Source organism: Cupriavidus respiraculi (assembly GCF_914271545.1).
Taxonomy (GTDB): Bacteria; Pseudomonadota; Gammaproteobacteria; order Burkholderiales; family Burkholderiaceae; genus Cupriavidus; species Cupriavidus respiraculi.
This window is the reverse complement of the sequence record NZ_CAJZAH010000002.1, coordinates 641,033-666,396: the sequence shown is the minus strand read 5'-3', so window position 1 is coordinate 666,396 and position 25,364 is coordinate 641,033. Positions and strand designations below refer to the sequence as shown.

The window sequence follows — 25,364 nt, the reverse complement described above, 5'->3', positions numbered from 1 at the left end:
CTTTTGGATGGATTCAACAGCAATGCTGTTATTTGCGATTGATTGTATTAATAGCGTTGCTTTTTCTAATAGTAGCTAGGCGAAAAAAAACCCGCCATGGGCGGGCTCTTTGTGAGGCAGGGGAGATCAGAGGCCGAACTTTTTCAGCACCCCAGGCAGCAGCTGTGCGAGGAAGATCGCTGTCACGACCCACAGAATGATGGTGGCTTTTGCATCGGCGATGCTGGCTTTCGTGCCCTCGATGTCAGCCTTGGTAGCGTGGGTAGCCTTGATCACGGCAAGGTCTGTCTTGACCGCCGCGATTGAGTCCTCGAGAGCCTTCACACGCTTTTCCATGGCACCATCATCGGGCGGCTCGCCGCCGTTGTCAACGTTGCCTCTCTGGGCGCGCAACTGCTCTATCCGCTCGACAAACCGATCATGAATCATTCGCCTACCCCTTTTTCGGCTTGCTTAATGAGGTTGTCGATCGATTCAGATACGATGCGGCGATCCTCGGTGAACTCCTGACCGAGCTCCTTAAATTCTTCGAGGTCTATAGTCTTCCCGCTTATGGCGTGCTCATAGAGTTGCACTGCCATTGCCCGCAGCCCGACCAGCATCGAGTTCTGGTAGATGCACACGCGTAGCAGTTCCAATTCAGTCTTTGTCACAGCTTAGCTCCATCCAAAAAATCGTCCGACTCCCCGAGCCCTCTTAGGCCGGTGAGGCGGCCACAGGCAAGCTGCCCATGGAGCCCTTCAATCCGGCCGCCAGGCCGACCGCTTCACAATTCCAGCCACGAAGTGGAGGCGTTCCACCTCCGCCTGCGGGATCCTGAGCATGCCGTGCTTTTCGTTGACAGACGCGAGGTGCAGACTGCCGTCGCGTATGTAGGCGAGTTCTTTCACCATGACGCGCCCGTCCTGGGATTTAACAAGGACCTCATCGCCGTTGGTTACGGGGGTGTTCGGTTCTACGACAACGAATTCGCCATGCTTTACGCGAGGGCGCATGGAGTCGCCATTGCAGCGCAAGCCATAGGCGTCGGGGTCCCGGGTAGGGAAGTACAAGAAGCCATCGCCATCACCGACCGGATATTCGATCTCGCAGAAATGCCCGTTGTCCCCGAGTTGCGCCATTCCTCTTACCGGTATTCGTTTGAAGGCCTCTGCCGGGATGCGGATTGTGTCGAGCGACAGGCTTGGCTCATCCAGATCCGCTTCCACGCCCTTTGCCAGGCGATCGCCTTTTCCGTTCACAAGCCACGGAGGGCTGTAACCGTAGATCTCATGGAGCTTAATCGCGTGGTGTACGGGCAGCTTCGTTCCTTCTCCCTCGAGCCATCCCCGGACGACAGCGGGTTCCACCTTCAGCACCTCTGCCATTCTTTCCACGTCAAGATTCTGCTCGGCCATGACCTGTGCGAGCCGGCCCGCGGGAGTGGTTCCTTCGGCTGTTTTTGCGGTGGGCACGGTATCGACGACCTCGGCGGAAGCGCGCCGAATCTCTGCGGCTAGCCGGGGACTGAAGTCGTCCACATCGACGCCCAGCCCGCGCGCGAAGGCGGTCGCCGCTCGGATGTTTAGGGGGCGCTTAGCGTTGAGGTACTGCCACACCATCGACTGGCTGCCGAGCGAGTAGCGGTTACCGAACTCCTCCTGGCTCATCTTGCCTTTTCGGGCGGCGAAAAGACCTTTCAGACGCTGAGCGTCTTCGACTTGCCATGGCTCGAGTGTGTAGGAGGGCCGGATCATGCGCGCGAGTGTAGCAATGCTATTAATTTCAGCAACAAGCAAAGCTGTTGACTTATCCATAAGCAATGCTAGTATTTGCGGTATGAAACTCGCTGAATACCTCGACTCGACCAAGACCAGTCAAGCGGCCTTTGCCAAGCGGTTGGGCGTCACACAGGGACTCGTGCATCAGTGGATCACTGGCAAACGGCCCGTGTCGGCGGAGCAATGCCCGTCCATCGAGCGGCTCACGGATGGAGCAGTGACCTGCGAAGAGCTGAACTCGAAGGTGGATTGGGCGTTTATCCGCAGCTCGCGCGAACGCGAGCCCGCTTAGGTCCGAGATCTGCGCTATGGCCTCGGCTTTCCAAGCGGCGTGTCGCTGCAAGGTTTCCGCGCGGCATGTACCGGCTCGGCCACGAAAGCCAAGCCCTAAAAGATGGCCATTGCGGGTAACCGTGAGGCGGGTGAGAAGCGGTTTTCATGTGTGACCCGGTGTTGTTTTTGATGTGAAGCCAGTATTGGCGAAGGTGGAGAGAAAAGCATGCGAAGCGAATCGCAGAAAACGAGACTTGCGCGCCTCATGGACGCGGTTTGCGCTTGGCGGGACAGGGCAGGGAGCCGGGAGACGGTAGCGATCGAGATCGTGGCCGCGCATCGGAAGCTGGGTCTGGACCGGCTGCCGAAGCTGGCCTTCGAGACAGCCGGCGACCACTTCACGCTGGCCAAGAACGCCGCGGACCGCATCTTCCGCTGGCTGGACGACAAGTCCAAGGACACGAACTTCATGCCGGCCAACTTCGAGGACTCGATCCTGGCCGCCATGCCGCGGGATCTGCTGATCGCCTACGAGAACGAGCGCTTGGCGAAGTTCGGTCTGTGCGTGCGCGGCGTGGACGGGTCGGATGGCAGCGGTCTGAACGCGACGCAGCACCTGATTGCCATCGCCAAGGAAACGGCCGAAGCGCAGACCGCGGTTGCGAACCTGATCGACGGCGCCACGGCTTCCGAGCTCCACACCGCGGACCGCGAATTGGCCGAGGCAGAGGAGACGATCCGGCGTGCGCGCGCTGACGTGGCTGCAGCCGCCGCGCGCGCCACTGGTCTCAAGGCAGTGGCCTGACGGCCCGGCCCGGATGAACACCATGGACGCACAGCAACAGGAAGCGGCGCAGGCCGCCTGGGTGAACGAGCTGCTGCACCACATGACCGTGGCCGACACCAAGGCCGTGCGCGTGCAGCTGTGCACCGAGACGAAACAGGCGATCGCCGAGCTGCTGGACAGCCGGGCGGGGAGCAAGCAGTAATGGACTACACTTTTCGCTTTCGGGCAGCTGGTGGCCACCAGCGCGCGGCAGACGCCTGCCATGTCGCGCTCGCCCGACCCATCAACCAGGCAGGATGCGAGGCAAGCAATGGCAGAGAAGGAAGCGCACGACGATATGCCGGATCAGGGTCACCACACGTTCATTCTGGAGGCGCGGCCGGAAATCCAGGTGTTCATCGCCAAGAACGAGAAAATTTCGATCGTGGTAACCCAGATGCGCGACGAGCGGGATTCAGTGGACTCGGACGTGGTTCAGATACCGCTGGACTGTGCCGAGCAGGTCGGTACGGCACTGATCAACATCGCGAAGAAGTTCACCGGGCTCTAAGCCACTGCCGGCCGTTCGCGCCGGCGACACTGTGGGTGGGGGTCTGACATGGCCCGCATCCGCTCCATCAAGCCCGAGTACTGGACCTCCGAGCAGGTCATGGAAGTGTCGCGCGACGCGCGGCTTCTCTTCATCGGTCTCTGGACCTTCTCCGACGACGGCGGCAATCATCCCGCCAGCCCCAAGACGCTCAAGGCCGAGGTATTTCCCGGCGACGACGATGTCACCGCTTCCACTGTCATGCAGTGGATCGACGAACTGATCGAACAGCAACTCGTCGTCGAGTATGAGGCGGACGGCAAGGAGTTCTGGCACGTCACCGGCTGGCACCACCAACGCATCGACCAACCAACGTTGCGGCACCCAATCGGTGACACGGGTGACGCGCATGGTGACGCAGGTGACACGCGTCACCATAAAAGGCTGGGTGGCAAGCAGCGTCAATTGCTCCTGAAGAAATTGCGCGAGGCAAAGGGTGACGTGTGTCACCTGTGTGGTGACGCGCAAGGTGTCACGCTGGCTCGCGTCACCGACGTGTCACCCGACGAAGCCAATGAATTCAAAGGGTTCCGGTTGGTGTGCGCATCGTGCAAGCGCAAAACTCAATCTGGTGACGCGCAGGTGACGCAAGGTGACGCAAGGTGTCTCGATGGTGACTCGCCTACGGAGAGGAAGGGAGAGGATAAAGAAGGGAGTAACAGAACCCCCCATACCCCCCAAGGGGGCCAACCCACGGCGATCGAGAAACCGGGCAAGCCCAAGCGATCTGCGGTCGGTCTGCTGTCCTACCTGCAGTCCTGCAGGCAGTCCGGCGTGAAGCCCATCGCCGAGGGCGATGCCGTGTTCGCCTACGCCGACCAGGTCGGGATCCCGCTGGAATTCCTGCGGTTGCACTGGCTCGAGTTCAAGGCACGCTACGGCCAACCGGACGCCAAGCGGTACAAGGACTGGGCCGCGGTGCATCGCAAGTCGGTGCGTGGCAACTGGTTCCGGATCTGGTACATCGCCGGTGACGGCACTGTGAGCCTCACGACAGTCGGCGAGCAGGCCCGCCGCCTGCACGGAGACGCGGCATGAACGCGCCCGTCTCCCCCGCCGCCCACGACGACCGCATGACGGCGGTTGCGTCCGAGCAGGCCGTGCTGGGCGCGTTGCTGATCGACAGCGAGTGCTTCGATCGCGTAGGTGACCTTCAGGCTGAGCACTTCACCGTCGGGGACCACCGCGCGGTCTTCGCCGAGCTGTCGCGCCAGATCCAAGCGGGGAAGGCCACCGACTGCGTCACGGTCTTCGAGCGCCTCAAGGCGGCCGGCCAGGGCGCGGCGGACTTGGCATACCTGACGGCGCTCGCACAGAACACACCGGGCACCGCCAGCGTCTCGCGGCACGCCGCCATCGTGCGCGAGAGGGCAGTGCGCCGCGCGCTGCTGGCGCTTGGCAGCGAGCTCGCCCAGGAAGCGAAGTCATCTGCCGACGAATCGGCCGCTCTCATCGACCGAGCTACCAGCCGCCTGGAGGCGTTGGCGCAGGCACGCGTTCGCAAGGAGCCGACACATGTGTCGCAGAGCTTGATCGAGTACGCCAAGCAGCTGCAACTGCGAGAGACCGAAGGCGCGCGTGCGATCTCCACAGGATTCCGCGATATCGACGCGCTGCTCAATGGCGGCATCCGCCCCGGCGAGCTGGTTGTTGTCGCCGCGCGCCCGAAGATGGGCAAGACCGCCTTCGCACTCGGTGTCGCTCGCCACGCCGCTCGTGGGCATCAGGTGCTGGTGCTCTCCATGGAGATGCCCCGCGCGCAGCTGGACGACCGCAACCTCGCCGCGATAGGGCAGATCCCGCTATCCCACCTGCTTACCCCGAGCAGCATGGCCGATGCCGAGTGGAGCCGACTTTCCCAGGCGATGAGCGTGCTTGAGGGCATGGGACTGTGGCTCGACGACCAGGGTGGGCTGCGTTTGCTCGACGTGCGCATGAAGGCTAAGCAGGTCAAGCGCCGGGCGGGTCTCGACGTGCTGGTGGTCGACTATCTCCAGCTCATGGAAGGAGAGGGCGACAACCGAAACGCCCAGATCGAAGGCATCACGCGCGGCCTTAAGGCGCTGGCCAAAGAGCTGGACATCGCCATCGTGCTGCTGTCACAGCTCAACCGCGAGCTGGAGCGCCGCCCGAACAAACGGCCGCAGCCGTCCGATCTGCGTGACTCCGGTGCGATCGAACAGGACGCCGACGTCGTGATGTTCCTGTACCGCGACGAGGTCTACCACCCCGACACCGATGACAAGGGCATCTGTGAGGTCGACGTGGCGCTGAACCGTCAGGGACAGCCGGGTCGTGTTGCGCTGGCTTACATCGGCGCACAGACCCGGTTCGAAACGCTGGCGAGCACTTGGCACCCGGCCCCTCCACGGCGCGCTGCCACCACGACGCGCGGCTTTGAATGAGAGCACTCCATGACTGACTTTTTCGACACCGTGACCGCGCGCGACGCCGCAGTCGAAGCTGTTGATTGCAAAGGCAATGGCCTCGCAGCGTTGGGTACGCCGGCCTGCAACATGACCATCCTGGCCATCGATATCGGCACCACCACCGGCTGGGCGCTCGGCATGCGCGACGGTGCGGTGCACGGCGGCAGCCAATCTTTCGCTCCGCGGCGCGACGACGGCCCCGGCCAGCGCTGGCTGAAGTTCGGGGCCTGGCTCGGCGAGCGCGCGCGGCAGGCGGGCGAGATTCAGGTCGTCTACTACGAGCGCGTGCTCCGCCATACCGCCGTCCAGGCTGCCCACGTCTACGGAGGCTTCGAAGCGCACCTGCAAGCCTGGGCGGACCGCAACCGCATCCGTCTGGTCGGCGTGCCGGTGCCGGTCATCAAGAAGTCGGCCACCGGCAAGGGCAACGCCGACAAGTTCGCAATGATCGGCGAGATGAAGGCGCGCGGCTACCGCGTGGACGACGATAACCACGCCGACGCGCTGGCGCTGCTCGAGTATGCCCGGCAGCAGGAGGCCGCGTGATGTCCGCCACCGAGATCAGCGTGGGTCAGCACCTCCGGGCGGCGTTCCTGCGCGGCGAGACCGTCCGGCCGCCGGAGTTCGGCGCACGCATCGGCGTTTCGCGCACGGCCGTGTCGCTGGCGCTGAAGCAGTTTGGCCCCATGGTGCGCGCAAGCGCGGTGGCGGGCACGGCAAAGGGCACCGAATGGGCCTGCGTCGACACCGACGCGATGCGGCTGTGGAAGCCCAAGCGCCGATTCATCCCGATCCGCACCCGCCCGAGCAAAGCGCACGCGGCATCTGCGCTGCTGGAAGCCTGGGGCATGCGCGTGGTCAACATCGCGCTGCCCGCCCGCCATCACCGCATGGCGACGCAAGAAGACGAACTGGAGGTCGCATGACAACGTTCCTGGAACTTGGGGCCCGAGCGCTGATGACCGCCCTGTGGCTGTCCGCTGCGGTGGTGCTGCTGCCGTTTGCCGCGGTCGACAAGGCCCTGGCGCGGGGAGGGCGGTGATGGCTCTCTATCGCGAATTCCCACTCACAGGCCCGCGCGTGTGGCCGACCGTCGTTGCATTCGTCAAGGCCAACGCCGCTGCGTGCATCGAGAAGGGTCGACCGCTACGGATCATCGTCACCGCGGAGGAGCGCCGGCGCACTGCCGAGCAGAACGCCTTCTACTTTGGCCCGGTGCTGCGTGACATCGAGGAGCAGGCATGGGTCGACGGCCAGCAGTTCAAGCGCGCGACGTGGCACGAGTACTACGCGGACCTGTTCGCGCCCAAGGCGGAATTCCGGCTGCCCGACGGCCGGCTCTGCACGCGGCGCAAGTCGACGTCGGAATTCACCGTCGGCGAGTTCAGCGAGTACGTGGCCAAGGTGCAGGCGCACGCGGCCAACGAGTTCGGCGTCAGCTTCGACGGGGTGCATGCGTGATCGTGGACCTGAACGAGGACGACAAGGCCGCGGTGCTCTCCTTCCCGGGCAAGAAGAAGGCGCCGGCCGACGAGGGGCCGTACCTGCGCCAGGTCCACTACCAGCCGGGTTGCCAGCACCGCGCGGGCTTCACCATCGACGAGAAGCTGGACACGGTCGAGTGCACGGCGTGCGGGGAGCGCCTGAATCCGATGTGGGTGCTGCAGCAGCTCTCGCGCATGGAGACGCGCTGGCACAACCACGCGGCGCAGTATCAGGACGAGATGAAGCGCCTGGCGGAGCGCAGCCGAACGAAGTGCGAGCACTGCGGCGAGATGACGCGCATCAGCAGGGGGCGATAGATGGCGCTGCCGAGCCACTGTTACCGTGACCCCGCCGAGGTCTACGAGCGCGCGGAGGCGCGCAGCTGCAAAGGATGCTGCTGGGAGAAGACCGCCCGGCTGTTCGGCACCACGCTTAGGGTCTGCACCAAGCTGCTGCCCAACGGCAAGCGGCGGAATCACGGCAAACGATGCCAGTTTTTCGGGGAGAAGTTATGAGCGACGCGGTTTTCGCAGACACGAGGCAGGCGCTGCTGATTGCCTACATGGTGAGCGCACTGGAGCCGCGCCAGCCGGCGCCGTTCCGCAAGGCGCTGATCCGGGCCATGGAGGCCCAGGAACATCTGACAGGCCAGCAGGAGGCCTGGCTCGCCCAGCTCCGCGGCACGCCGGCGGAGAGCACGGTGAACTTCGGCGGGCTGACCAGCGACGAGGTGCGCGCGCAATGCTCGGCGGTCATCTCGGCGGTCAATTCGAAGCTGCCGGCGCCGGAGCAGTGGGTAGTGCGGGCCCGGTTCATCCCGACCGAGCACGAGGACGTCGGGGCGCACGGGTCTCGGACGAAGCGCTATTTCTACAGCCGGGACCGGCTCGAGGCGATCCGCCAGCTCGCCCGCTGGCTCCCTGAAGGGCTGTGCCCGGTTACCGGCCTGGCGCTGGACATGCTGACCGCGCGGGTGTTCGCCGACGGCGAGAAGCTGGCCATCAGCTTCCGGGACATGGCCACCGCGTTCGGCGGCAACCACATGACCTACGCCCGGGCATACCCGAAGCTGCGCGCGCGGCTGATCGAACTGGAGAAGGTTGCGGTCGGCCGGCTGACGCCATACTTCGAGAGGACGGGGCTGATCGAGGCGGAGGAAAGTGTCGCTTGACACCGTGTTACAGCGGCCCTAGAATTTTCCCAAATTCCAGAAATGCCACCAAAGCCCGCACGGTTTCCGCCGCGCGGGCTTTTTGCTCATCCGCGTACCTTGCGTCTCCCCATTTCGCTACCATACTCGGCGTGCTTTTTATGGGAGAGGCGGAATGGATCTGACTACCGCAAAGGATTGGATAGAAATGCTCAGCAAGGGGGCTACGCTGGTAGCAGCGGCCCTTGCTGTATATGGCATTAACGCATGGCGGCGGGATTTCACCGGAAAGCGCAAGATCGAATTAGCGGAGGAGTCTTTGCGCTTGTTCTATCAGGCCGCGGACGCCGTCGCACACATGCGAAGCCCCGTGGCTTTCGATGGTGAGTCTAACCATGTTGTCCGCGGCGATCAGGAGTCCGAGACAAGGTTTCGGGCACGTCAAGCTGTGGCGCCTCTCTTCAAACGCTACAACGAGCATAGCGAACTGTTCGCTGCACTGAGGACGACGCGGTATAAGGCCATGGCTCTCCTCGGACCTGCGTCGGAGAAGCCTTTCAAAGACCTGGTGTCCCTCGTGAACGAGATACTGGTGGCGGCCCAAAGCTATGTCATGGCGGCTCAAGACTATGGCTTTCAATCCGCCGAAGCGGAACAACTCAAGGTCCATCGGGACGGGCAGCGCGAACGCGAGGAGCTTTTTTGGTGGCACGGCGCCAAGGATAAGGTGACGCCACGAATGGACTCGATCGTGGGTAGCGCGGAAGCTTTTTGGCGCCCGCACCTCCCATCCACGCCTTTGCTTGCTCGTTGGCGACAGACGGCCATCAGAACGGCCAAGTCAATGGCGAGGGCGGCTTTGCGCAGACGCCAGACGACGTGAGGGCACCTGCGGCTGCGTAGGGCGGGGCGGGATGAGTTTCGCCCTAGCACCAGAATATTCTTCGTAATGCCCAGCCCCGGCCGGCGGTGGGGCAAAACTCCCGCAGCAGCCGACGTAGCGTAAGCCGGTCTCCTCCCGCCCCGTGCGGGCATTTTCGGCGACGGGCGACGGCATCTCACCTCATTCACACCATGGCAAAGGCAAAGGACATCGACTGGGTCGCAGTCGAGGCGGCGTATCGCGCCGGCACTGAGCCAGTGACCGCCATTGCCGCGAAGCACGGCATCAGCCATACCGCAGTGAACAAGCGGGCGAAGACGCAAGGCTGGATTCGCAACCCGGGCACCGCCAAGCGGGCCTTGGTGGAGGCGCATTTCAGCGGGGCGGGCGGCGAGCCGGCGCCTGGAGTTTCAGCCGAGGTTTCAGGTTTAACCCGTGAAACTATTGCCGATGCCGCCCGCCAGGACATCGACGACATGGAGCGCGGCCTGCGCATCCATCGGTCCTGCCTGCGGAACCTTGAGACGGTCGCCACGAAGGCGGCAGACCCGAAAGAGATCAGGACCATCGTGGAAGCGGCATCGGCAGCCGTGGCAGCGATCCGAAAGATTCGAGGCCTCGACGCGGCTACGCCTGCGGACATGAAAGACATCGATGCAGCAATCGAGGCAGAACTGGCGCAACTGGGGCGCGGCCGACAAACTGGCGCTGCTCCAGACTCTTAAAGCGCGCAACCGGCTGAACTGGAAGCCGCTGCCCGGGCCGCAGTCCATGGCCTACGCCTGCCGAGCGGACGTGCTGCTGTACGGCGGCGCCGCGGGCGGTGGCAAGACTGACCTCGCGCTGGGCAAGGCGCTCACGCAGCACCAGCGATCGCTGATCCTGCGCCGCGAGTTCCCGCAGTTGAAGGGCATCCTGCAGCGGGCGGAAGACCTCTATGGGGAATACGGCAGCTACGGCGACAAGGTCTGGCGCTGCGAGTTCGCCGGCAAGCGCCGTATCGTCGAGTTTGGCTCTGTCCAGCACGAGGCTGACAAGAACAAGTTCCAGGGACGGCCGCACGATCTGAAGGTATTCGACGAGGCGGCCAACTTCCTGGAGTCGCAAGTCGAGTTCATCGCCGGCTGGAACCGGAGCGAGGATCCGGACCAGCACTGCCAGGTGCTGCTCTGCTCGAATCCGCCCACGGACGCCACCGGCGACTGGCTGATCAAGTGGTTCGCGCCTTGGCTCGACCCGGCGCACCCCCGGCCCGCGGCGCCCGGCGAGCTGCGGTGGTTCGCCTCTATCGAGGGCGAGCAGCACGAGTGCGAGACGGGCGACCCGTTCATCCTCGTGGATGGCCGGCGCGTCTACGACTTCGACGCCAGCCAGGTTAAGAAGGTCGACATCATCCGGCCGCTGACCCGAACGTTCATCCCGGCGCGCGTGACGGACAACCCGTTCTACGCGGACTCCGGCTACGTGGCCAAGCTTCAGGCGCTACCTGAGCCGCTGCGCAGCAAGATGCTGTACGGCGACTTTGGCGCCGGCCGGCAGGACGATCGTTGGCAGATCATCCCCAGCGAATGGGTTCGGCTGGCGCAAAAGCGCTGGGTGGAGCGGCCGGAGTGCGCGGCGCCGATGACGGCGCTCGGCGTCGACGTGGCGCGCGGCGGACAGGACAAGACGATCCTTTCGCCCCGGCACGGCAACTGGTTCGCCCCGCAGGTCTCGATGCCTGGCACGGAAACGCCCGACGGCGAGGCGGTCGCTGCGCAGGTCCTGCTGCTGCGCCAGGCGCGCACGGCGGTCAACATCGACGTGATCGGCGTTGGCAGCAGCCCGTACGACATCCTGAAGGGGAAGATCAAGGTGTATGCGGTCGCGCTGAACGGCTCCGAGGGCAGCGACGCCACCGACCGCACCGGGCATCTGGGCTTCGTGAACAGGCGCGCGGAATGGTGGTGGCACATGCGTGAAGCGCTGGACCCGGTGCACGGCGACGACTTGGCCCTACCGCCCGACCCGCAGCTTACGGCCGACCTGTGCGCGCCGCGGTGGAAGATGACCGCGCGCGGCATTCAGGTCGAATCGAAGGACGAAATCAAGAAGCGGATCGGCCGCAGCCCCGACAAGGGCGACAGCGCTGTCTACGCGCTGGCCGAGGGCGGCGCCACGGCGTTGCTGGCCCGCCATCTGGCACTCGCAAGCTGACACACATGAGACACGACGGATACGAATCAGCGCTGCTCGGGCACCGCGCCCTGGCGGCGCAGGCGGTCCCGGCGCAGACCGATGTGCAGCTGTACGCGACCGGCGGCATCTATGGCCGAATCGTCGACATGCCGGCCGACAGTGCTGTCGCGCGCGGTGTGGTGATCGAGGGCGATGCGGACAAGGGCATTGCCAACGAACTGGACCGCCTGAAGGTGCTGCCGGCCCTGGCCGATGGCATCCGCTGGGCCCGGCTGACCGGCGGCGCGGCCATCCTGCTGGTGGCGGACGACGGCGGCCTGCTGCGTGACCCGCTCAGCACCGACCGCCTGCAGCGTATCGAGGAGCTGAAGGTCTTCGACCTGGACGACATCAGCGCCACGGATGACCGGTACCGCGACGCGACGAAAGCGAACTTCGGCCGGCCGGAGCGCTACCGCGTGCGCACTGGCGCGACAGCCGGGACCGATGCCGAATTCATCGTGCACGAGACCCGCCTCATCCCCATCCCGGGCGACCCTGTGCCGCGGCGCATTGCCGCGATCAAGGGCGTGCCGTGGGCCGGCCGCAGTGCGGTAAGCCGCGCATTCGGCGTGGTCAGCCAGTACCGCCAGTCGCTGAGGTGGGCGCTGAGCATCCTCGAGCGCAAGCAGCAGGCCATCTACGGCATGAAAGGGCTCGCCGACCTGATCGTGGCCGAGATGGAACCGGTGGTGCAGAAGCGCATCGGCCTGGTCGACGCTGCTCGGAACATCCTAAACACCGTGGCGGTGGACAGCGAGGACACCTACCGCATAGAGGACACCAACGTCAGCGGCGTCAAGGACATCATCGCCGAGTTCCAGATCGCGCTGTCGGTCGAGACCGGCATTCCGGTGACCCTGCTGTTCGGCCGCTCGCCGGCCGGGCAGAACGCCACCGGCGAGTCCGACTTCGAGGGCTACTACGACCTGGTCGAGAACATCCAGCGCAACCGCGCTACGCCGGCGATGGAGCGGCTGGTATCGCTGATCGTCGCGCAGAAGCAGTTCACGGCGCCGCCGAAGCAGTGGTCGGTCACGTGGCCGCCCCTGCATAGCCCGACGGCGAAGGAAGAGGCCGACGTCGACAAGACGAGGGCCGACGCAGCGAAGGCCGAGGCTGACGCGCTCGGCGCACTGGTTGATCGCAGCGTGGTCAGCGAGGAAGAGGCCAAGGACTATCTGGCCGAGAAGGGCAGGTATGGACTGGAACGCACTACTGGCACGCGCGCAGCGGCAACGAGCTATGCCTCGCAGACGTAGCCGGCCGCGAAAGCCGAAGAAGTGGCTGCATCCGGCCGCCATCGAGCGCGAATATGTGCGCGCGGTGCGCGGCGTGGCGGACCAGACCGTCCAGGCGGTCGAGCGCTTCGTCATCCCGGCGCTGTCGGCCGTGCGAGGCGACGATCTGAACCGCCCGCCGGAGGATGACCGCTGGTACAACGCGCTGGAACTGGCCTTCACCGAGGCGCTTGCCGCCGCCGCAGTGTCGGACGAGGCCGTGCGCAACGTGATCGCGCTGTTCGCCGGCCGCGTGGACGCCTTCAACAGTGCGCAGTTTCACGCGCTTCTGCGCGGCGCCTACGGCGTCGACATCGTGACGGCTGAGCCGCGCATTGCGGCGCTGCTGCGAGTCTGGGAGGCGGAGAACCTGCGGCTGATCAAGTCCATCCCGGTCCAGTATCTGGACACGCTGCAGGGGCGGATTGTCGCTGCCGTCGCGCGCGGCGAGTCGCTGCGCAGCCTGACCGCTTTCGTGCGGGACACCTACCGGCTGCCGACCGAGCGCGCGGAGCTGATCGCACGCGACCAGGTCGGCAAGCTGAACGGCCGGCTGACCGGCTACCGCCAGGCCAATGTCGGCGTCACCGAATACCGGTGGCGCGGCACGCTCGATGCCCGGGAGCGCGATGCGCACGTGGCGCGCGAGGGCAAGGTGATCGCCTGGGATGCGCCGCCCGACGACGGCCACCCCGGCGAGCCGATCCGGTGCCGCTGCTGGGCAGAGCCGGTGCTTCCGGATCTCGACGACCTGGACGCCCTGATCGTCCACTGAGGAAACACCGATGGAAATGCGATTCGACACCGTGCCGCTCAAGGCGACGAGCACGCCGGAGGGGTTCTTGCGCGACACGCCGGTGCTGACGCGGGTTGGCGTCTTCCCCTACAAGCGCGCGGACGGCAGCACGCGGTATGAGCTGCGGCCGCCCGAGGAAGTGTTTCACCCCGACACCCTCGCGAGTCTGAAGGGCATCCCCATCACGGACGGCCACCCGGGACTGGTCAACGCGAAGAACGCCAAGCAGCACACCGTCGGCTCCGTGTTGTCGGAAGGGCGCCAAGACGGCGACAACGTGGTCGGTGACGTGGTGATCTACGACACGGGCCCGATTGCAGCTGGCAAGAAAGAGCTGTCGTCCGGCTACACCCTGACGCTGGACGAGACGCCCGGTGAGTGGAATGGCCAGCGCTACCACGCTGTGCAACGGAACATCAGGTACAACCACCAAGCCCTGGTGCGAGCAGGGCGGGCAGGCAATGCCCGCTTGAATTTGGACGCGGCGGATGCCGATTTGACCAACGATGAGGAAAGCGACATGACGACTGTCAAAGTGCGGCTGGACTCGGGACTGTCGTACGACGCCGCGCCCGAGGTAGCCCAGGAACTGGAGGCCTTGCGCGGCAAGCTGAAGACGGAGACGGCCCGCGCCGACGCCGCCGACGCCCGTGCCGACACCGAGAAGGCGCGCGCCGACCAAGCGACCGCCGATATCGAGAAGGCGAAGGCCGAGGCCCGGGCTGCTGCGCTGGCGCGCACGGCGCTGGAGGGCCAGGCCAAGGCGCTCGGCGTCGAGGTCAAGCAGGACATGGCGGACAAGGACATCCGCGTGGCCGTGATCAAGGCGGTGCGCGGCGACGGCTTCCACGTGGCGGGCAAGTCCGACGCCTATCTCGAGGTGGCCTACGACATGGCCGTGGCCGAGAAAGGCGCGCGCGCGGATGCGCTGGGCCGCCAGCGCAAGGAAATGACGCCGCCGGGCGCGCGCCAGGACGGCAAGGACGGTAACGGTGGTGGCAGCCAGTCGGCTTCCGCAGCCCGCGCCGCGATGATCAAGCAACAACGCGGAGGCTGAGCATGTACGAAGAGCAAATGGAACCCGCCTTCGCGGGCATGAAGGTCGATTCGGGCGATGACCGCGTCGAGTCGTTCCCCGTGGGCGCCGATCTGGGCTTTGGCCTGGTCTGCGGCACGAACGCGCAGGGACTCGTCGTCCCCGGCCCGGGCACCAAGGTCCGCGGCATCTCGCTGCAGACCCACACCATCCCGTTCGACGTCAACAAGTACATCGCGACCGACTGCGCGTCTGTCATGACGCGCGGCCTGGTGTGGGGGAAGGTCACGGCCGCCGGCGCGGTGACGAAGGACGGGCCGGTGAAGTACGCCGCCGACGGCACCGTCGCGGACGCGGGCGCCAACACGCTGGCGAATGCGGTGTTCCGCAGCGCCAAGGTGACGCTCCTCGACGGCACGGCCATCGCCGCGGTGGAGCTGCACAACCCGTTCGCGGTGCCGCCGGCCGCCTGACAGCCCACCACCTTCACGCAATCGAGCAAGAAAGGCCCGCCATAGCGCGGGCCTTCTTCATTTCCACGAGGAAATCATGGATCAACACGAGCACTACGACGAAGCCGATCTGGCGGCCGTTCAGGCGTTCTCGCCCCAGATGGGCGGCCTGCGCGAGGACGAGTCGGTCTTCGCCGCGCGCCAGCTGGACTATGTCAAGGCGCGCACCTACGACCGCAAGCTGCCCCCGATGAAGGGCCTGACGCTGGTTCCGCAGACCTCCGAGGTCCCCGAATGGGCCGAGACCTTCACCTACCGCTACTACGACCAGGTCGGCATGGCCAAGGTGGTGGCGAACTACGCGGATGACCTGCCGCGCGCGGACGTGAAGGGCGCCGAGAAGACGGTCCGCATCAAGGACATCGGCGACAGCTACGGCTACAACATCGCCGAGCTGCGCGCCAGCACTGCGCTGGGCGCCAATCTGCCGACCCGCAAGGCCAGCGCCGCGCGCCGCGCCATCGAGGTGAAGCTGAACCAGATCGCGATGGTGGGCGACGTGCAGTACGGCCTGTTCGGCCTGACCAACCACCCGAACATCGGGCTGACGGTCGGTCTGAACGGCGACTGGGCGAATCCGGCCACCACCGCTGACCAGATGCTGGCGGATCTGGACGCGCTCTACGGCGCCGTCCGCGTGCAGTCGAGCGGAATCCACACGCCGAACCGCTTCGCGTTGCCCAACGAGCAGTACGCAGCCATGACGTCGAAGCGGCTGCCGGACTCGAACGGCCTGACGGTGGCCGAGTTCTTCAAGCGGAAGTACCCGCAGATGCAGTACGAGGAAGCGCCCGAGCTGGCCACTGCCGGCACCGGCGGCACCAGCCTGGCCGTGATGTACGAGTTCGGCGAGGAGAACCTGAGCATGGAGAACCCCATGCCGTTCAACCAGCTGCCGGCCCAGGCGCGCAACCTGGAACTGGTCGTGCCGTGCCTCGCCCGCACCGCGGGCGTGACCGTGTACTACCCGCTGGCGCTCACCAAGGCGGAGGGCCTGTGATGAAAGTCCGAAACAAGGAGGCGTTCGTCGTCACCATCGCCGGCAAGATCGTCATCCCGCCGCTGGCGGTGCGCGAGGTGCCCGAGAAGTCCAAGGGCGTCGACGTGCTGATCAAGCGCGGCGTGCTCGAGCAGGTGGGCGACGGCGAGGCGGCAGGCGACGAGCCGCGCACGGTGGCGGAGCTGAAGGAGGCGCTGGCCGCCATGGGCGTTGAGTACCCCGACGACGCGAAGAAGCCTGACCTGCAGGCGCTGTACGACGCCGGGAAGTGAGCATGGCGGCCACCATCGAACTGCTCGACTTTCTCGCGCCGGCGGTCGCTGACGTGCCGGAGGCAGACAAGGCCCGAGCGCTGGAGATGGCGGCCGCCTATCGACCTTCCTGCCTGTCCGCGCCAAAGCAGGACGAGGCGCAGGCATGGTATGCGGCCTGGCTGCTGTACGGGCGCAAGCAGCAGACGGCCGGCGGCGGCGGCGTCATTGTCGCGGGCGTGGTGAGCGAGAAGGAAGGGGACCTGTCCCGGACCTTCGGCGACACCACCGGCGGCAGCGGCGTCGTCGACCCGCTCGGCTTCTACGGCCAGTACAAGCGCCTGGCCGACCTCTGCGGCGCCGGCGCGATCACCGTCGGGAGGCACGCCTATGGCTGCGGATGTGAAGGTTATTGATCGAGGGCTGGCCAAGTACGTGCGCGGCATGTCGAAGCTGGCCGGCCGCGGCGTAAAGGTCGGGGTTCAGGCCGATGCCGGGAAGGATGCCGCCAGTGGCGTGGACCTGCTCGACATCGCCATCTTCAACGAATACGGCACCGAGACCATCCCGGCCCGCCCGTTCGTTCGCGACTTCTTCGAGCGCAACCGCACCGTGCTGGCGACGGCCATGGACCGGCAGGCTGATGCCGTCGCCGGCGGCGCCAGTGCGGGCCAGGCCATGGACTCGCTCGGCCTGTGGGTCGAGAAGCACCAGCGGCGCCATGTCCAGCAGTCCCGATCGTGGGCAGTGCCCAACGCACCCGCCACGGTCCAGCAGAAGGGCAGCAGCACGCCGCTCATCGACCACGGCACCCTTGTCAACGCCATCCGGTACCAGAAGCTATGAGCAGCTTTCGCAGACCCGTCACCGTGAAGCGGCGCGCGGCAGGGCAATGGCTGGCCGGCCGGTGGGTGGACGGCGGCGACGTGCCGGCGCAGACGATCATGGCGTCCGTCCAGCCGGCAACGCTGTCCGACTACAACACCTTGCAGGCGTTCCCGGAGGGCCGGCGCATCGAGGCGATGGTGCGCGTCTACACGGACGCGGTGCTCGACGTCGCCGGCGCCGACGACGGCAACGGCGATCGCATCGTCTGGCCGCACGGTCCCCGGCCGGGCGACTACCTGGTGCGCGCGGTGAGCCCGTGGCAGTCCGGCGTGATCCCGCACTACCGCTACCTGGCGGTGCTGGAGGTGGAACCGTGACCCCCGAGCAGGCCATCTACGAGCTGGTAAGCCTGACGGCGACCGTGCCCGTCATCTTCGCGAACGAGAACGGCCGCCGGCCCGAGAAGCCCTACATCGCGCTGCGCGTCGCTGCCGCGCCACGCCTGCCCGTGCATCGTGGCCCCGTCGATACGGATGGCATGCAGGCGGTGTCCAGCCACCGGGATGCGCAAGTGGAACTGCAGTGCTTCGGAGCGGGCAGCTTCGACGTGCTGGACTCCCTAGGGCAGCGGCTGCACATGAATGACGCGGCGCAGCGGGCGGAGGTGCTGGACCTCGCCGTATTCCAGGTCGGAGAGGTGCGGCACGCGCCGGTACTGCGCGACGCGACGACATATGAGCCGCGCGCGGTGCTCGAGCTGGGCATCCGCTACACCCTGACGCTGGCCGACGACGTGGGGCTGATCGAGACCGTCAACGCGGAAGGAACAACCGAAGGCGCGGCACTGCCCGGCCCAACCATCACGATCCACGCCAGCGTGGAACAGACACCAGCCGCCTGAGGGCGGCATTTTTCATTGGAGCCACGCATGGCAACACTCGACCGTATCGTCAACGTTCAGATCAGCCTGAACACCACGGCGATCAAGGAGCAGTCCTTCTCCGACCTGCTGGTGATCGGGCCACACGCGGTGGCGCTGCCGCGCGTGATGGCCGTCACCGGCGCCGACCAGCTGCTGGAGCTGGGCATCTCCAGCACGGACCCGCTCTATATGGCGGTGCGCGACGTGTTCGCGCAGATCCCGACGCTGAACCGCTGCTTCGTGGGCCGGCGCCACGTCGACACCGTCGATATTGACGTCACGCGCGCGTCGGAGAGCGTCTATCGCGCGACGTTGCAGTGGCGTGACGAGACCGGCGCCGCGCAGTCGGCCACCGCCACCTATACCGGGCTGCCGGCGGATACCCCGGCGCTGATCGCAACCGGGCTGGCGGGCGCCATCGCCGCCACCGCGGCGCCGGTCGAAGCCGTGGCGGCCGGCGCGGTCATCACCCTGACGGCCGATGTCGACGGTGCGGCGTTCTCGGTGGACGTCGCGGGCAACCTGGCGCTGCAGGTGCCGACCAGCACGGAGTCGATGACCGACGCCCTGGCCGCGTGCCGCCGCGAGAACGACGACTGGTATGGCGTGGTGCTGACCAGCCGGGTCGAGGCGGACGTCCTGAGCGCTGCCGAGTGGGTCGAGTCCAACGCCAAGCTGATGGGCGTCGGCTCGGCGCAGGCAGGCATCCTCGACGCCGGCGTGGACACCGACATCGCATCGAAGCTGCAGGAGCGCCAGTTCTTCCGCACGGCCGTCTGGTATCACGAGCGCGCGGCGCTGGAGTGGTTGGAAGCGGCCGTAGCCGCGAACCGGTTCACCTTCTACCCCGGCGGCGAGACCTGGGCGAACGTCCGGCTCACCGGCATCACGGCGGACAACCTGGCCGAGGGCGAGGCGATCACTGCGCACAACAAGAACGCCAACACGTTCGAGCCGTTCCGCAACTTCGCGATCACGCAGAACGGGCGGGTTGCCGCGGGCGAGTGGATCGACGTGATCCGCTTCCGCGACTGGCTCGCCGAGCAGATGAAGATCAGCGTCGTGTCGGCGCTGATCAATGCGAACGGCAAGGTGCCGTACACCGACGGCGGTATCCAGGTGGTGACCACCGCCATGCGCCAGACGCTGGACCTTGGCGTGACGCGCGGGGGCATCGCTCCGGAGGAACTGGACGACACCGGCCGGAAGATCCCGTCGTACACGATCAGCGCGCCGCGTGCGGCCAACGTCCCGTTCAACGACAAGGCGAACCGGGTGCTCAACGACGTCAGCTTCACCGCGCGCCTGGCCGGCGCCATCCACGCCGTCAACATCAAGGGCACGCTGACCTACGCCCTCTAATCGGAGCAGACGAACATGACTGGAACTTATGACCCGTCGCGGGTGACCGTGACCGTCGGCGCGGCGGTGCTGTCCGGCTTCGCCGAGGACACCTTCATCAGCATCGAGGAGGTCGGCGACGGGGTGACCTCGGTGTCCGGCGCGGACGGAGAAGTGGCCCGGGCGATGTCCTCGGACCGCCGGTGCCGCGTCACCATCACGCTGCAGCAGACCAGCACAGGCAACGACATCCTGTCCGCGCTGCTCCAAGTGGACCGGATCAGCGGCGGCGACGGGATCTTCCCGATCACGGTGGCGGACCTGCGCGGTCGGACGGTCTTCAACGCCTCGGAGGCCTGGGTGACGAAGCTTCCGAACGCCGAGTTTGGCATCACCGTCGGCAACCGTGAATGGGTGATCGAGACGGGCAAGAGCAACTACTTCGTCGGGGGTAACGCCTGATGCGCAAGCAAGTCACCATCGGCGAGACCGAGTACTTCATCCAGCGGATGGACCCGTTCACGGCACTGCGCGTGTTCGGGGATCTGCAGCGCGACATCCTGCCCGCGGTGGGCCGCCTGCTGCAGGCCGCCGTGGGCGACGAGGGCAAGCCGGGGCCCGCGTCGGCGGACCTGTCCGATGCCTCGATCGCCGAGGCCATCACGGCGCTGTCCGCGCGGCTGGATGGCGCCTCGCTGGAGATGTGGGCCGGCCGGCTTCTCGATCCCGAGTGCATCGCCGTTTCCCTCAACGGCCGTGACACGAAGCTGACCAAGGACACGCGTGCCCTGGTGTTCCGCGACGCCGGCGAGATTCTGGAACTGATGGCACACGTCATCCACCACAATTTCGCCGATTTTTTGGCGCGGTGGGTCGGCCTTTCTGGGTCGGCCCAAAAGCTGCTGGGCAAGCTGTCGGACGGTTCCGCGCCGACTTCGAATCTGAGCTGATCATCTGGCGGCCCATCAAGGCGGGGATGTACAGCCTTGAGGCTGCCAGACAGGGGCATATCGACTTGGTCGACGTGCTCAAGGCCAACGCACTGCTGGACGCGGTTGCGGCGGCTGAAGAGAAGGCCGCGCAGGCCGCCCGGGGAAAGACATGAACGCCATTCGAGAACTGGTCACCGTCCTGCGGTACCAGGTGGACAACTCCGGTCTGCGGCGGTACCAGAGCATCTACAAGACGGCGATGGGCCGCCTACGGACCGGCGCCACGAACGTGCGGGAGTTCACGGCTGGCTTCTTCGACGGCGCGCGGCAGGGGCTGCAGGACGTGCTGACGGCGCAGCGCTCGCTGAACACAGCGCAGGCGCGCGGCGTGCAGAGCGCGGCGCAGATGGGCCAGAGCTATACCGGCATCGCGAGCGTTGTGCGCCAGCTGGTGGCCGGTTATTCGATCATCTCGGCCGCCCGGATCGCGGACGAGTGGTCGAGCGTCGAAGGGCGCGTCGGCCTGGCCACCAAGAGCGTGGAGGAGCAGCGGACGGCGCTGGCCGAGATCTACGCGATCGCCCAGCGCACCCGGCAGGAATACACGGCCACCGGCGACCTGTTCCAGAAGGTGCAGCGCAACGCCGGCGACCTCGGCCTTGCCATGGCCGACTCGCTGAACCTGACCGAGATCATCGGCAAGACGATGACCATCGGCGGCGGCGACACCGGCGCCCAGCAGGCGGCGCTGATGCAACTCGGCCAGGCGCTCGGCGCCGGCGGGCTGCGCGGCGATGAGCTGAACTCGATCATTGAGCAGGCGCCGCGGCTCGCACAGGCGATCGCCGACTCCTTCGGCGTGACGGTCGGCCAGCTGAAGGACCTCGGCAAGGAAGGCAAGCTCACCAGCAAGGGGCTGGCGCAGGGACTGCTGAAGCAGGCGGACAAGATCAACGCCGAGTTCGAGCGCATGCCGCGCACGTTCGGCGGGGCGATGGTGGTGCTGCGCAACGCCGTCGGCCGAGAGATCAGCCGCCTGAACAGCGCCACGGGCGCGGCCGCCCGGTTTGCCAAGGGTGTGGAATTCCTTGCGGGAAACCTGACGGACGTGCTGAAGGTGCTGGCGTTGATCGGCGCGAGCGTGGCCATCGTGCGGCTGAACGCTGCGCTGAGCTCGGCCACGAGCGCCGCGGGCGGGCTGCTGGCGATGTTCCGGCGGCTGGCGGTCGCCTCGTGGGCGTCTCTGGGCCCGTATGTCGCGATTGCGGCCGCTCTTGGCGTCATCTACCTGATCGGTCAAGACATCTACACGTGGCTGAGCGGTGGTGACTCGCTGCTTGGCGACCTGGTGGGCGGCGTCGAGGAGTGGGGCGGCGCGCTCAACGGCATCACGACACCGCTGCGCCTCATCTGGGAGGGCATGCAGTCCATCGCCGGATCTATTGGCGATGGCATCACCGCGCTCGGCAACTGGATCGCGGAGGCCGCAGGCCTCGGTACCGTGTTTGGCAGCTGGGGCGACGTGGCGCGTGCCGTGTTCGCCGGCATCCTGGCCTACGTCGGCGCGGCGCTGTCGACGCTGTCGTCGCTCATCAGCGCCGTCGCGGCGGCGTTCCGCGGCGACTGGGATGCGGCGTGGTTCCACCTGCAGGAAGGCTTCCGAAAATGGAAGGAATGGCTGCTGAGCATCGGCGAGGTGGGGCGGCAGATCTTCGCTTCGATCGGCGAGGCCATTTCCACATGGGTGCTGGCAAAGGTTGAGCAGGCGAAGAGCATGCTGGCCGGCCTGGCGCCTGACTGGCTTCGCAATGCCGCATCTTGGGTGGGCAACAAGCTCGGCGGCGGTGCAAGCGCGGCGGACGTACAGCGCGTGCCGCCGTCGTCGGCGCCGGTGACGGTCCAGAACAACATCGCCGGCGTGACCGTGAACGCGCCCAACGCCAATCCGGCGTCGGTAGCGGCAGCCACCGAGCGCGGCATCAACAGCGCTATGGCCAGCACCCGCGCGCCTCGGGCAGCGGCCGCGTTGCCAATGGTGGAGGCAGGGGCATGAGCACGGTATCGCTGGTTTTCGAGGATGGGGTGGCCCAGACCAGCGTCGGCGCCATCATGCTCGACGCGCTGCTCGACGAGAACACCGAGCTGGCCAGCCGGGCGACCGAGTATGCGGTCGAGGAGGGTTCACCGATTACCGATCACGTTGTCCTGGAATCGGAGAGGCTGGACCTGTCCGGCTGGATCACGGGTGCCGGAACGCTGCTCTTTGGCGCCGGCGGGCGGAGCAAGCTGATCAGCGCCAAGGACGCGCTGCGCGCCATCCATGCCGCGCGTTCGACCCTCACCGTGATGACGGGCATCGACATGTATGTCGACATGGTGATGGAGACCTGCAAGATCAGCCGCGACGGCAAGGGCGAGTTCTTCCACATCGCGGCTGGCTTCCGGAAGATCCGCAAGGCCACGCTGCGCACGGTGGCCATACCGCCCGACAAGGTGCGCGCCGGCAAAGCCAAGCAGAAGGCCGGCGCCACCAAGACGAACGCCGGCAAGGTGACGCCCAAGGACGCCACGCCGCGCCAGCGGTCCGACCTTAAACGCATTTTCGGCTGATCCCAGATGTTCACCATTCCCGTATTGGACGCGAACGACAGCTTGGCCGAGGTCGTGCTGGATGACCGCACGTTCTTCCTGCGGCTGTCCTGGAACAGCGAAGCTGAGCTGTGGGCGCTGACCATCGAAAACGCGAACAACGAGGTCGTGATCGCCGGCGTGGCCGTGGTGCCGGACACCCGGCTGTTGAACCGGTTCCGCCATCTGGATGTCCCGGCCGGCGAGCTCGTTGCGCTGACGCCGGATGGCCGGGACCACATCAGCAGGGAAGCGCTGCCGGCGGGTGAGGTGGCGCTGGTGTATCTCGATGAACAGGACCTGGTCGATGGCACGCTTCAATAGGGATTACCGGCTGCAACTCGGCAAGGCAGGCCAGCAGGGCGTCGAGATTCGCCCCCCCATCCGCATCACCTTCGACATCACCAAGGACGCAAGCGAGCAGCCGAACCCGTACAAGATCCGGATTTACAACCTCAAGCCGGACACGCGGCGCGCGCTGGAGGAGCCGGACGTCCGTTGCCTGCTGTATGCCGGCTACGCCGAGGAAGACGGGCCGGTGCTGCTGGCCGCCGGCGCCGTGACGTTCGGCCACACCTTCTACGACGGCCCGGACGTGGTTACCGAGCTGGACGTGCGCGACGGCTACGTGGAGATCCGCGACACGGCTGTGTCCCTCGGCTACGGGCCTGGCGCGCGCGCCAGCATGATCATCCGCGACATCGCCAAGCAGATGGGCCTGCCGCTGGTGATGCCGGACAACGCACCGGACCGGGTCTGGCAGAACGGCTTTTCGTTCTACGGCGCCGCGCGCCAGGCGCTGCACAAGGTGGTGCAGGGCACCGGGCTGGAATGGTCGACCCAGAACCAGACGCTGCAGGTGGTTGCCAAGCGCGGCACCACGATGCGCACCACCGTAGCGCTGGCTGCCGACAGCGGGTTGATCGGATACCCCGAGCGCACCCGGGAGGGCGCCCGCGAGAAAGCGCGGGTCAGGGACGAGCGCACCGGCGACCGGGCGAACCTGGTCAGCGCGGCGCAACAGCGCAACGGCTGGCGCGTGCGGTCGCTGCTGCTGCCGCAGATCAACCCCGGAGACCTAGTCAAGCTGGAGAGCCGCACCACGGAAGGCTTCTACCGGGCCGAGTCGGTCAAGCATGTCGGTGACTCGGAGGGCGGGGACTGGCAGACCGAGCTCGAGCTGGTTGACCGGTACGCACCTCCCAAGGCGAAGAAATGATGGACGTCACCGAACTGAGGCAACTCATCGCCGCCGAGCTGGCGGAGGTCCACACCTCGCTGCCCGGCGTGATCGTCTCCTACGACGGCACGGCGGCGGTGGTGCGCCCCGCGCTGCCCAAGCAGCTGGCCAACGGCCAGATCCTCGCCGCGCCCCAGATCGTGCAGGTGCCGGTGTGCTGGCCGTGCGGCGACATGAACGGCCAGCAGGCGCTGGTCACCGTGCCGCTGAAGCCGGGCGACGCCGTCATGCTGTCCTTTTCCGAGCGCGCGCTGGAGGGCTGGCTGGCGGGCAACGACACGGCGCCGGACGATCCCCGCCAGTTCGATCTGTCGGACGCTTTCGCCACGCCGATGCTGCGGCCGGGCACCGCCGCGGCTGACACGGACAACGTCAGCGTGCAGTACGGCGCTCTGTCGCTGAAGCTGACCCCCGGGGGCGATGCCATCCTCCTCGGCCCGGGCACCTTCATCGTGGACATGCCGGCCCTCTTCAAGAAGCTGCTCACCTACGAACAGGGCATGGCGGGCCGTGGTGTCAGCGGCGGGCCGGCCATGCAGCTGGTGGGCGATGTTGCCCACACCGGCGGCGTGATCACATCGACCGCTCCGATCGAGGATGGCCACCGACACACCGACAGCATGGGCGGCAATACGTCGCTCCCGCACTCATGACCATCGACATCGCATTGACACCCGGCCACACGCTGGAGATATCGCCGCTTGGCGACCTGGTGCTGGTGGACGGGGCGGAGCGCATTGCGCAGCAGATCAAGGTGACGCTGCTGGCCTTCCTTGGCGAGTGGTTCCTCGACGAGACGTTCGGCGTGCCGTATCTGGACGCCGTCCTCGTGAAGAGCCCGGACCGGGCCCAGCTGGAAGCCATCTTTCGCGCGCGCATCGCCGCGGTGCCGGGCGTGACGCTGGTGCGCCGGATCGACCTGCTGGTCGACCGCGCGGGCCGCACGCTCGAGGTCGAATTCGAGGCGGACACCACCGAAGGACTGGTGGCCCGCCGCTACACCCTTTCTGGAAAGGTAGCCTGAT

37 protein-coding genes are annotated in these 25,364 nt (G+C 66.3%); 34 read left to right on the top strand and 3 right to left on the bottom strand.

The genetic code is table 11. The features are described from left to right. Window positions 1-126: 126 nt before the first annotated feature. The 3 genes from LDO27_RS10830 to LDO27_RS10820 form a co-directional block, all read right to left on the bottom strand. On the bottom strand, window positions 127-429 hold the full coding sequence (locus LDO27_RS10830; RefSeq protein ID WP_224041729.1) for a hypothetical protein: 303 nt from the start codon (window positions 427-429) through the stop codon (window positions 127-129). Next, the gene (locus LDO27_RS10825) at window positions 426-653 is read right to left on the bottom strand and encodes a hypothetical protein (protein ID WP_224041727.1); all 228 of its coding nucleotides are present in this window, start codon (window positions 651-653) and stop codon (window positions 426-428) included. The genes LDO27_RS10830 and LDO27_RS10825 overlap by 4 nt, the downstream gene beginning before the upstream one ends. A gap of 87 nt (window positions 654-740) precedes the next feature. Beyond that, window positions 741-1,796, bottom strand: coding sequence for an XRE family transcriptional regulator (locus LDO27_RS10820; RefSeq protein WP_224041725.1), 1,056 nt, complete (start codon window positions 1,794-1,796; stop codon window positions 741-743). 22 nt (window positions 1,797-1,818) lie between these two features. On the opposite strand from LDO27_RS10820, the gene LDO27_RS10815 reads away from it, so the two are divergent. From LDO27_RS10815 to LDO27_RS10655, 34 genes are all read left to right on the top strand, one after another. Continuing rightward, window positions 1,819-2,052, top strand: coding sequence for a transcriptional regulator (locus LDO27_RS10815; RefSeq protein WP_224041723.1), 234 nt, complete (start codon window positions 1,819-1,821; stop codon window positions 2,050-2,052). Between the two features lie 309 nt (window positions 2,053-2,361). Next, the gene (locus tag LDO27_RS10810) at window positions 2,362-2,838 is read left to right on the top strand and encodes a hypothetical protein (RefSeq protein WP_224041722.1); all 477 of its coding nucleotides are present in this window, start codon (window positions 2,362-2,364) and stop codon (window positions 2,836-2,838) included. A 22-nt stretch (window positions 2,839-2,860) separates the two neighbouring features. Continuing rightward, window positions 2,861-3,022 (top strand): hypothetical protein, encoded by a 162-nt coding sequence (locus LDO27_RS10805; RefSeq protein WP_224041720.1) that lies wholly within the window; start codon window positions 2,861-2,863, stop codon window positions 3,020-3,022. A gap of 108 nt (window positions 3,023-3,130) precedes the next feature. Beyond that, a complete protein-coding gene (locus tag LDO27_RS10800; protein ID WP_224041717.1) occupies window positions 3,131-3,370 on the top strand; it encodes a hypothetical protein in 240 nt (79 codons plus the stop codon). 48 nt (window positions 3,371-3,418) lie between these two features. Next, entirely contained in the window at window positions 3,419-4,447 is a 1,029-nt protein-coding gene (locus tag LDO27_RS10795; protein WP_224041715.1) for a hypothetical protein, read from the top strand. After that, window positions 4,444-5,814, top strand: coding sequence for a replicative DNA helicase (gene dnaB, locus LDO27_RS10790; RefSeq protein WP_224041713.1), 1,371 nt, complete (start codon window positions 4,444-4,446; stop codon window positions 5,812-5,814). The genes LDO27_RS10795 and dnaB overlap by 4 nt, the downstream gene beginning before the upstream one ends. Before the next feature lie 9 nt (window positions 5,815-5,823). Continuing rightward, on the top strand, window positions 5,824-6,384 hold the full coding sequence (locus tag LDO27_RS10785) for a hypothetical protein (RefSeq protein WP_224041711.1): 561 nt from the start codon (window positions 5,824-5,826) through the stop codon (window positions 6,382-6,384). Continuing rightward, window positions 6,384-6,764, top strand: coding sequence for a hypothetical protein (locus LDO27_RS10780; protein WP_224041709.1), 381 nt, complete (start codon window positions 6,384-6,386; stop codon window positions 6,762-6,764). Before LDO27_RS10785 ends, LDO27_RS10780 begins: the two co-directional genes overlap by 1 nt. A 115-nt stretch (window positions 6,765-6,879) precedes the next feature. Beyond that, window positions 6,880-7,299, top strand: coding sequence for a recombination protein NinB (locus tag LDO27_RS10775; protein ID WP_224041707.1), 420 nt, complete (start codon window positions 6,880-6,882; stop codon window positions 7,297-7,299). Beyond that, on the top strand, window positions 7,296-7,640 hold the full coding sequence (locus LDO27_RS10770) for a hypothetical protein (RefSeq protein WP_224041705.1): 345 nt from the start codon (window positions 7,296-7,298) through the stop codon (window positions 7,638-7,640). The genes LDO27_RS10775 and LDO27_RS10770 overlap by 4 nt, the downstream gene beginning before the upstream one ends. A 194-nt stretch (window positions 7,641-7,834) precedes the next feature. Then, window positions 7,835-8,494, top strand: a complete 660-nt coding sequence (locus LDO27_RS10765; protein WP_224041703.1) for a hypothetical protein — start codon at window positions 7,835-7,837, stop codon at window positions 8,492-8,494. A gap of 154 nt (window positions 8,495-8,648) precedes the next feature. Then, the gene (locus tag LDO27_RS10760) at window positions 8,649-9,356 is read left to right on the top strand and encodes a hypothetical protein (RefSeq protein ID WP_224041701.1); all 708 of its coding nucleotides are present in this window, start codon (window positions 8,649-8,651) and stop codon (window positions 9,354-9,356) included. Window positions 9,357-9,547: 191 nt separating this feature from the next. Beyond that, the gene (locus tag LDO27_RS10755; protein ID WP_224041699.1) at window positions 9,548-10,081 is read left to right on the top strand and encodes a hypothetical protein; all 534 of its coding nucleotides are present in this window, start codon (window positions 9,548-9,550) and stop codon (window positions 10,079-10,081) included. Then, window positions 10,011-11,552 (top strand): terminase, encoded by a 1,542-nt coding sequence (locus tag LDO27_RS10750; protein WP_224041697.1) that lies wholly within the window; start codon window positions 10,011-10,013, stop codon window positions 11,550-11,552. The genes LDO27_RS10755 and LDO27_RS10750 overlap by 71 nt, the downstream gene beginning before the upstream one ends. Before the next feature lie 5 nt (window positions 11,553-11,557). After that, window positions 11,558-12,835, top strand: coding sequence for a phage portal protein (locus LDO27_RS10745; RefSeq protein ID WP_224041695.1), 1,278 nt, complete (start codon window positions 11,558-11,560; stop codon window positions 12,833-12,835). Beyond that, entirely contained in the window at window positions 12,819-13,628 is an 810-nt protein-coding gene (locus LDO27_RS10740) for a phage minor head protein (protein WP_224041693.1), read from the top strand. The genes LDO27_RS10745 and LDO27_RS10740 overlap by 17 nt, the downstream gene beginning before the upstream one ends. Before the next feature lie 10 nt (window positions 13,629-13,638). Next, complete coding sequence (locus LDO27_RS10735; RefSeq protein WP_224041691.1) at window positions 13,639-14,706, top strand: DUF2213 domain-containing protein; 1,068 nt, start codon at window positions 13,639-13,641, stop codon at window positions 14,704-14,706. A 2-nt stretch (window positions 14,707-14,708) separates the two neighbouring features. After that, complete coding sequence (locus tag LDO27_RS10730; RefSeq protein ID WP_224041689.1) at window positions 14,709-15,158, top strand: structural cement protein Gp24; 450 nt, start codon at window positions 14,709-14,711, stop codon at window positions 15,156-15,158. A 76-nt stretch (window positions 15,159-15,234) separates the two neighbouring features. Then, entirely contained in the window at window positions 15,235-16,197 is a 963-nt protein-coding gene (locus tag LDO27_RS10725; RefSeq protein ID WP_224041687.1) for a DUF2184 domain-containing protein, read from the top strand. Next, complete coding sequence (locus tag LDO27_RS10720) at window positions 16,197-16,469, top strand: HeH/LEM domain-containing protein (protein WP_224041685.1); 273 nt, start codon at window positions 16,197-16,199, stop codon at window positions 16,467-16,469. The genes LDO27_RS10725 and LDO27_RS10720 overlap by 1 nt, the downstream gene beginning before the upstream one ends. Window positions 16,470-16,471: 2 nt before the next feature. After that, on the top strand, window positions 16,472-16,864 hold the full coding sequence (locus tag LDO27_RS10715) for a DUF4054 domain-containing protein (protein ID WP_224041683.1): 393 nt from the start codon (window positions 16,472-16,474) through the stop codon (window positions 16,862-16,864). Next, window positions 16,839-17,294, top strand: coding sequence for a globin family protein (locus tag LDO27_RS10710; RefSeq protein ID WP_224041681.1), 456 nt, complete (start codon window positions 16,839-16,841; stop codon window positions 17,292-17,294). The genes LDO27_RS10715 and LDO27_RS10710 overlap by 26 nt, the downstream gene beginning before the upstream one ends. Then, entirely contained in the window at window positions 17,291-17,653 is a 363-nt protein-coding gene (locus tag LDO27_RS10705) for a hypothetical protein (RefSeq protein ID WP_224041679.1), read from the top strand. Before LDO27_RS10710 ends, LDO27_RS10705 begins: the two co-directional genes overlap by 4 nt. Next, a complete protein-coding gene (locus LDO27_RS10700) occupies window positions 17,650-18,177 on the top strand; it encodes a phage neck terminator protein (RefSeq protein ID WP_224041677.1) in 528 nt (175 codons plus the stop codon). The genes LDO27_RS10705 and LDO27_RS10700 overlap by 4 nt, the downstream gene beginning before the upstream one ends. A 27-nt stretch (window positions 18,178-18,204) precedes the next feature. Then, window positions 18,205-19,560 carry a DUF3383 family protein gene (locus tag LDO27_RS10695; RefSeq protein WP_224041675.1) on the top strand — a complete coding sequence of 452 codons (1,356 nt, stop codon included), beginning with the start codon at window positions 18,205-18,207 and terminating at the stop codon, window positions 19,558-19,560. Between the two features lie 15 nt (window positions 19,561-19,575). Next, window positions 19,576-20,001: a phage structural protein gene (locus tag LDO27_RS10690; RefSeq protein ID WP_224041673.1), complete on the top strand. Its 426-nt coding sequence runs from the start codon at window positions 19,576-19,578 to the stop codon at window positions 19,999-20,001. Continuing rightward, window positions 20,001-20,489, top strand: coding sequence for a phage tail assembly chaperone (locus LDO27_RS10685; protein WP_224041671.1), 489 nt, complete (start codon window positions 20,001-20,003; stop codon window positions 20,487-20,489). The genes LDO27_RS10690 and LDO27_RS10685 overlap by 1 nt, the downstream gene beginning before the upstream one ends. A gap of 26 nt (window positions 20,490-20,515) precedes the next feature. Further along, window positions 20,516-20,644: a hypothetical protein gene (locus tag LDO27_RS25585; protein WP_290368814.1), complete on the top strand. Its 129-nt coding sequence runs from the start codon at window positions 20,516-20,518 to the stop codon at window positions 20,642-20,644. Next, window positions 20,641-22,524 (top strand): tape measure protein, encoded by a 1,884-nt coding sequence (locus LDO27_RS10680; RefSeq protein WP_224041669.1) that lies wholly within the window; start codon window positions 20,641-20,643, stop codon window positions 22,522-22,524. The genes LDO27_RS25585 and LDO27_RS10680 overlap by 4 nt, the downstream gene beginning before the upstream one ends. Then, window positions 22,521-23,081, top strand: a complete 561-nt coding sequence (locus tag LDO27_RS10675) for a phage baseplate protein (RefSeq protein WP_224041667.1) — start codon at window positions 22,521-22,523, stop codon at window positions 23,079-23,081. Before LDO27_RS10680 ends, LDO27_RS10675 begins: the two co-directional genes overlap by 4 nt. Window positions 23,082-23,087: 6 nt before the next feature. Beyond that, the gene (locus LDO27_RS10670; RefSeq protein WP_224041665.1) at window positions 23,088-23,423 is read left to right on the top strand and encodes a phage baseplate plug family protein; all 336 of its coding nucleotides are present in this window, start codon (window positions 23,088-23,090) and stop codon (window positions 23,421-23,423) included. Next, window positions 23,407-24,318, top strand: a complete 912-nt coding sequence (locus LDO27_RS10665; RefSeq protein ID WP_224041663.1) for a phage protein — start codon at window positions 23,407-23,409, stop codon at window positions 24,316-24,318. Before LDO27_RS10670 ends, LDO27_RS10665 begins: the two co-directional genes overlap by 17 nt. Continuing rightward, window positions 24,315-24,992, top strand: coding sequence for a Gp138 family membrane-puncturing spike protein (locus tag LDO27_RS10660; protein ID WP_224041662.1), 678 nt, complete (start codon window positions 24,315-24,317; stop codon window positions 24,990-24,992). The genes LDO27_RS10665 and LDO27_RS10660 overlap by 4 nt, the downstream gene beginning before the upstream one ends. Continuing rightward, a complete protein-coding gene (locus LDO27_RS10655) occupies window positions 24,989-25,363 on the top strand; it encodes a hypothetical protein (protein ID WP_224041660.1) in 375 nt (124 codons plus the stop codon). The genes LDO27_RS10660 and LDO27_RS10655 overlap by 4 nt, the downstream gene beginning before the upstream one ends. The last annotated feature ends 1 nt before the right edge of the window (window position 25,364 follow it).

Bases quoted from the DNA above. Each gene is read 5' to 3' on its own strand.
- LDO27_RS25585 (WP_290368814.1), top strand. From the start codon at position 20,516: ATGTACAGCCTTGAGGCTGCCAGACAGGGGCATATCGACTTGGTCGAC.
- LDO27_RS10720 (WP_224041685.1), top strand. From the start codon at position 16,197: ATGAAAGTCCGAAACAAGGAGGCGTTCGTCGTCACCATCGCCGGCAAG.
- LDO27_RS10815 (WP_224041723.1), top strand. From the start codon at position 1,819: ATGAAACTCGCTGAATACCTCGACTCGACCAAGACCAGTCAAGCGGCC.
- LDO27_RS10705 (WP_224041679.1), top strand. From the start codon at position 17,291: ATGAGCAGCTTTCGCAGACCCGTCACCGTGAAGCGGCGCGCGGCAGGG.
- LDO27_RS10775 (WP_224041707.1), top strand. From the start codon at position 6,880: ATGGCTCTCTATCGCGAATTCCCACTCACAGGCCCGCGCGTGTGGCCG.
- dnaB (WP_224041713.1), top strand. From the start codon at position 4,444: ATGAACGCGCCCGTCTCCCCCGCCGCCCACGACGACCGCATGACGGCG.
- LDO27_RS10725 (WP_224041687.1), top strand. From the start codon at position 15,235: ATGGATCAACACGAGCACTACGACGAAGCCGATCTGGCGGCCGTTCAG.
- LDO27_RS10740 (WP_224041693.1), top strand. From the start codon at position 12,819: ATGCCTCGCAGACGTAGCCGGCCGCGAAAGCCGAAGAAGTGGCTGCAT.
- LDO27_RS10730 (WP_224041689.1), top strand. From the start codon at position 14,709: ATGTACGAAGAGCAAATGGAACCCGCCTTCGCGGGCATGAAGGTCGAT.
- LDO27_RS10710 (WP_224041681.1), top strand. From the start codon at position 16,839: ATGGCTGCGGATGTGAAGGTTATTGATCGAGGGCTGGCCAAGTACGTG.
- LDO27_RS10715 (WP_224041683.1), top strand. From the start codon at position 16,472: ATGGCGGCCACCATCGAACTGCTCGACTTTCTCGCGCCGGCGGTCGCT.
- LDO27_RS10670 (WP_224041665.1), top strand. From the start codon at position 23,088: ATGTTCACCATTCCCGTATTGGACGCGAACGACAGCTTGGCCGAGGTC.
- LDO27_RS10655 (WP_224041660.1), top strand. From the start codon at position 24,989: ATGACCATCGACATCGCATTGACACCCGGCCACACGCTGGAGATATCG.
- LDO27_RS10820 (WP_224041725.1), bottom strand. From the start codon at position 1,796: ATGGATAAGTCAACAGCTTTGCTTGTTGCTGAAATTAATAGCATTGCT.
- LDO27_RS10795 (WP_224041715.1), top strand. From the start codon at position 3,419: ATGGCCCGCATCCGCTCCATCAAGCCCGAGTACTGGACCTCCGAGCAG.
- LDO27_RS10830 (WP_224041729.1), bottom strand. From the start codon at position 429: ATGATTCATGATCGGTTTGTCGAGCGGATAGAGCAGTTGCGCGCCCAG.
- LDO27_RS10735 (WP_224041691.1), top strand. From the start codon at position 13,639: ATGGAAATGCGATTCGACACCGTGCCGCTCAAGGCGACGAGCACGCCG.
- LDO27_RS10780 (WP_224041709.1), top strand. From the start codon at position 6,384: ATGTCCGCCACCGAGATCAGCGTGGGTCAGCACCTCCGGGCGGCGTTC.
- LDO27_RS10660 (WP_224041662.1), top strand. From the start codon at position 24,315: ATGATGGACGTCACCGAACTGAGGCAACTCATCGCCGCCGAGCTGGCG.
- LDO27_RS10765 (WP_224041703.1), top strand. From the start codon at position 7,835: ATGAGCGACGCGGTTTTCGCAGACACGAGGCAGGCGCTGCTGATTGCC.
- LDO27_RS10675 (WP_224041667.1), top strand. From the start codon at position 22,521: ATGAGCACGGTATCGCTGGTTTTCGAGGATGGGGTGGCCCAGACCAGC.
- LDO27_RS10755 (WP_224041699.1), top strand. From the start codon at position 9,548: ATGGCAAAGGCAAAGGACATCGACTGGGTCGCAGTCGAGGCGGCGTAT.
- LDO27_RS10745 (WP_224041695.1), top strand. From the start codon at position 11,558: ATGAGACACGACGGATACGAATCAGCGCTGCTCGGGCACCGCGCCCTG.
- LDO27_RS10760 (WP_224041701.1), top strand. From the start codon at position 8,649: ATGGATCTGACTACCGCAAAGGATTGGATAGAAATGCTCAGCAAGGGG.
- LDO27_RS10690 (WP_224041673.1), top strand. From the start codon at position 19,576: ATGACTGGAACTTATGACCCGTCGCGGGTGACCGTGACCGTCGGCGCG.
- LDO27_RS10750 (WP_224041697.1), top strand. From the start codon at position 10,011: ATGCAGCAATCGAGGCAGAACTGGCGCAACTGGGGCGCGGCCGACAAA.
- LDO27_RS10665 (WP_224041663.1), top strand. From the start codon at position 23,407: ATGGCACGCTTCAATAGGGATTACCGGCTGCAACTCGGCAAGGCAGGC.
- LDO27_RS10685 (WP_224041671.1), top strand. From the start codon at position 20,001: ATGCGCAAGCAAGTCACCATCGGCGAGACCGAGTACTTCATCCAGCGG.
- LDO27_RS10695 (WP_224041675.1), top strand. From the start codon at position 18,205: ATGGCAACACTCGACCGTATCGTCAACGTTCAGATCAGCCTGAACACC.
- LDO27_RS10800 (WP_224041717.1), top strand. From the start codon at position 3,131: ATGGCAGAGAAGGAAGCGCACGACGATATGCCGGATCAGGGTCACCAC.
- LDO27_RS10805 (WP_224041720.1), top strand. From the start codon at position 2,861: ATGGACGCACAGCAACAGGAAGCGGCGCAGGCCGCCTGGGTGAACGAG.
- LDO27_RS10785 (WP_224041711.1), top strand. From the start codon at position 5,824: ATGACTGACTTTTTCGACACCGTGACCGCGCGCGACGCCGCAGTCGAA.
- LDO27_RS10680 (WP_224041669.1), top strand. From the start codon at position 20,641: ATGAACGCCATTCGAGAACTGGTCACCGTCCTGCGGTACCAGGTGGAC.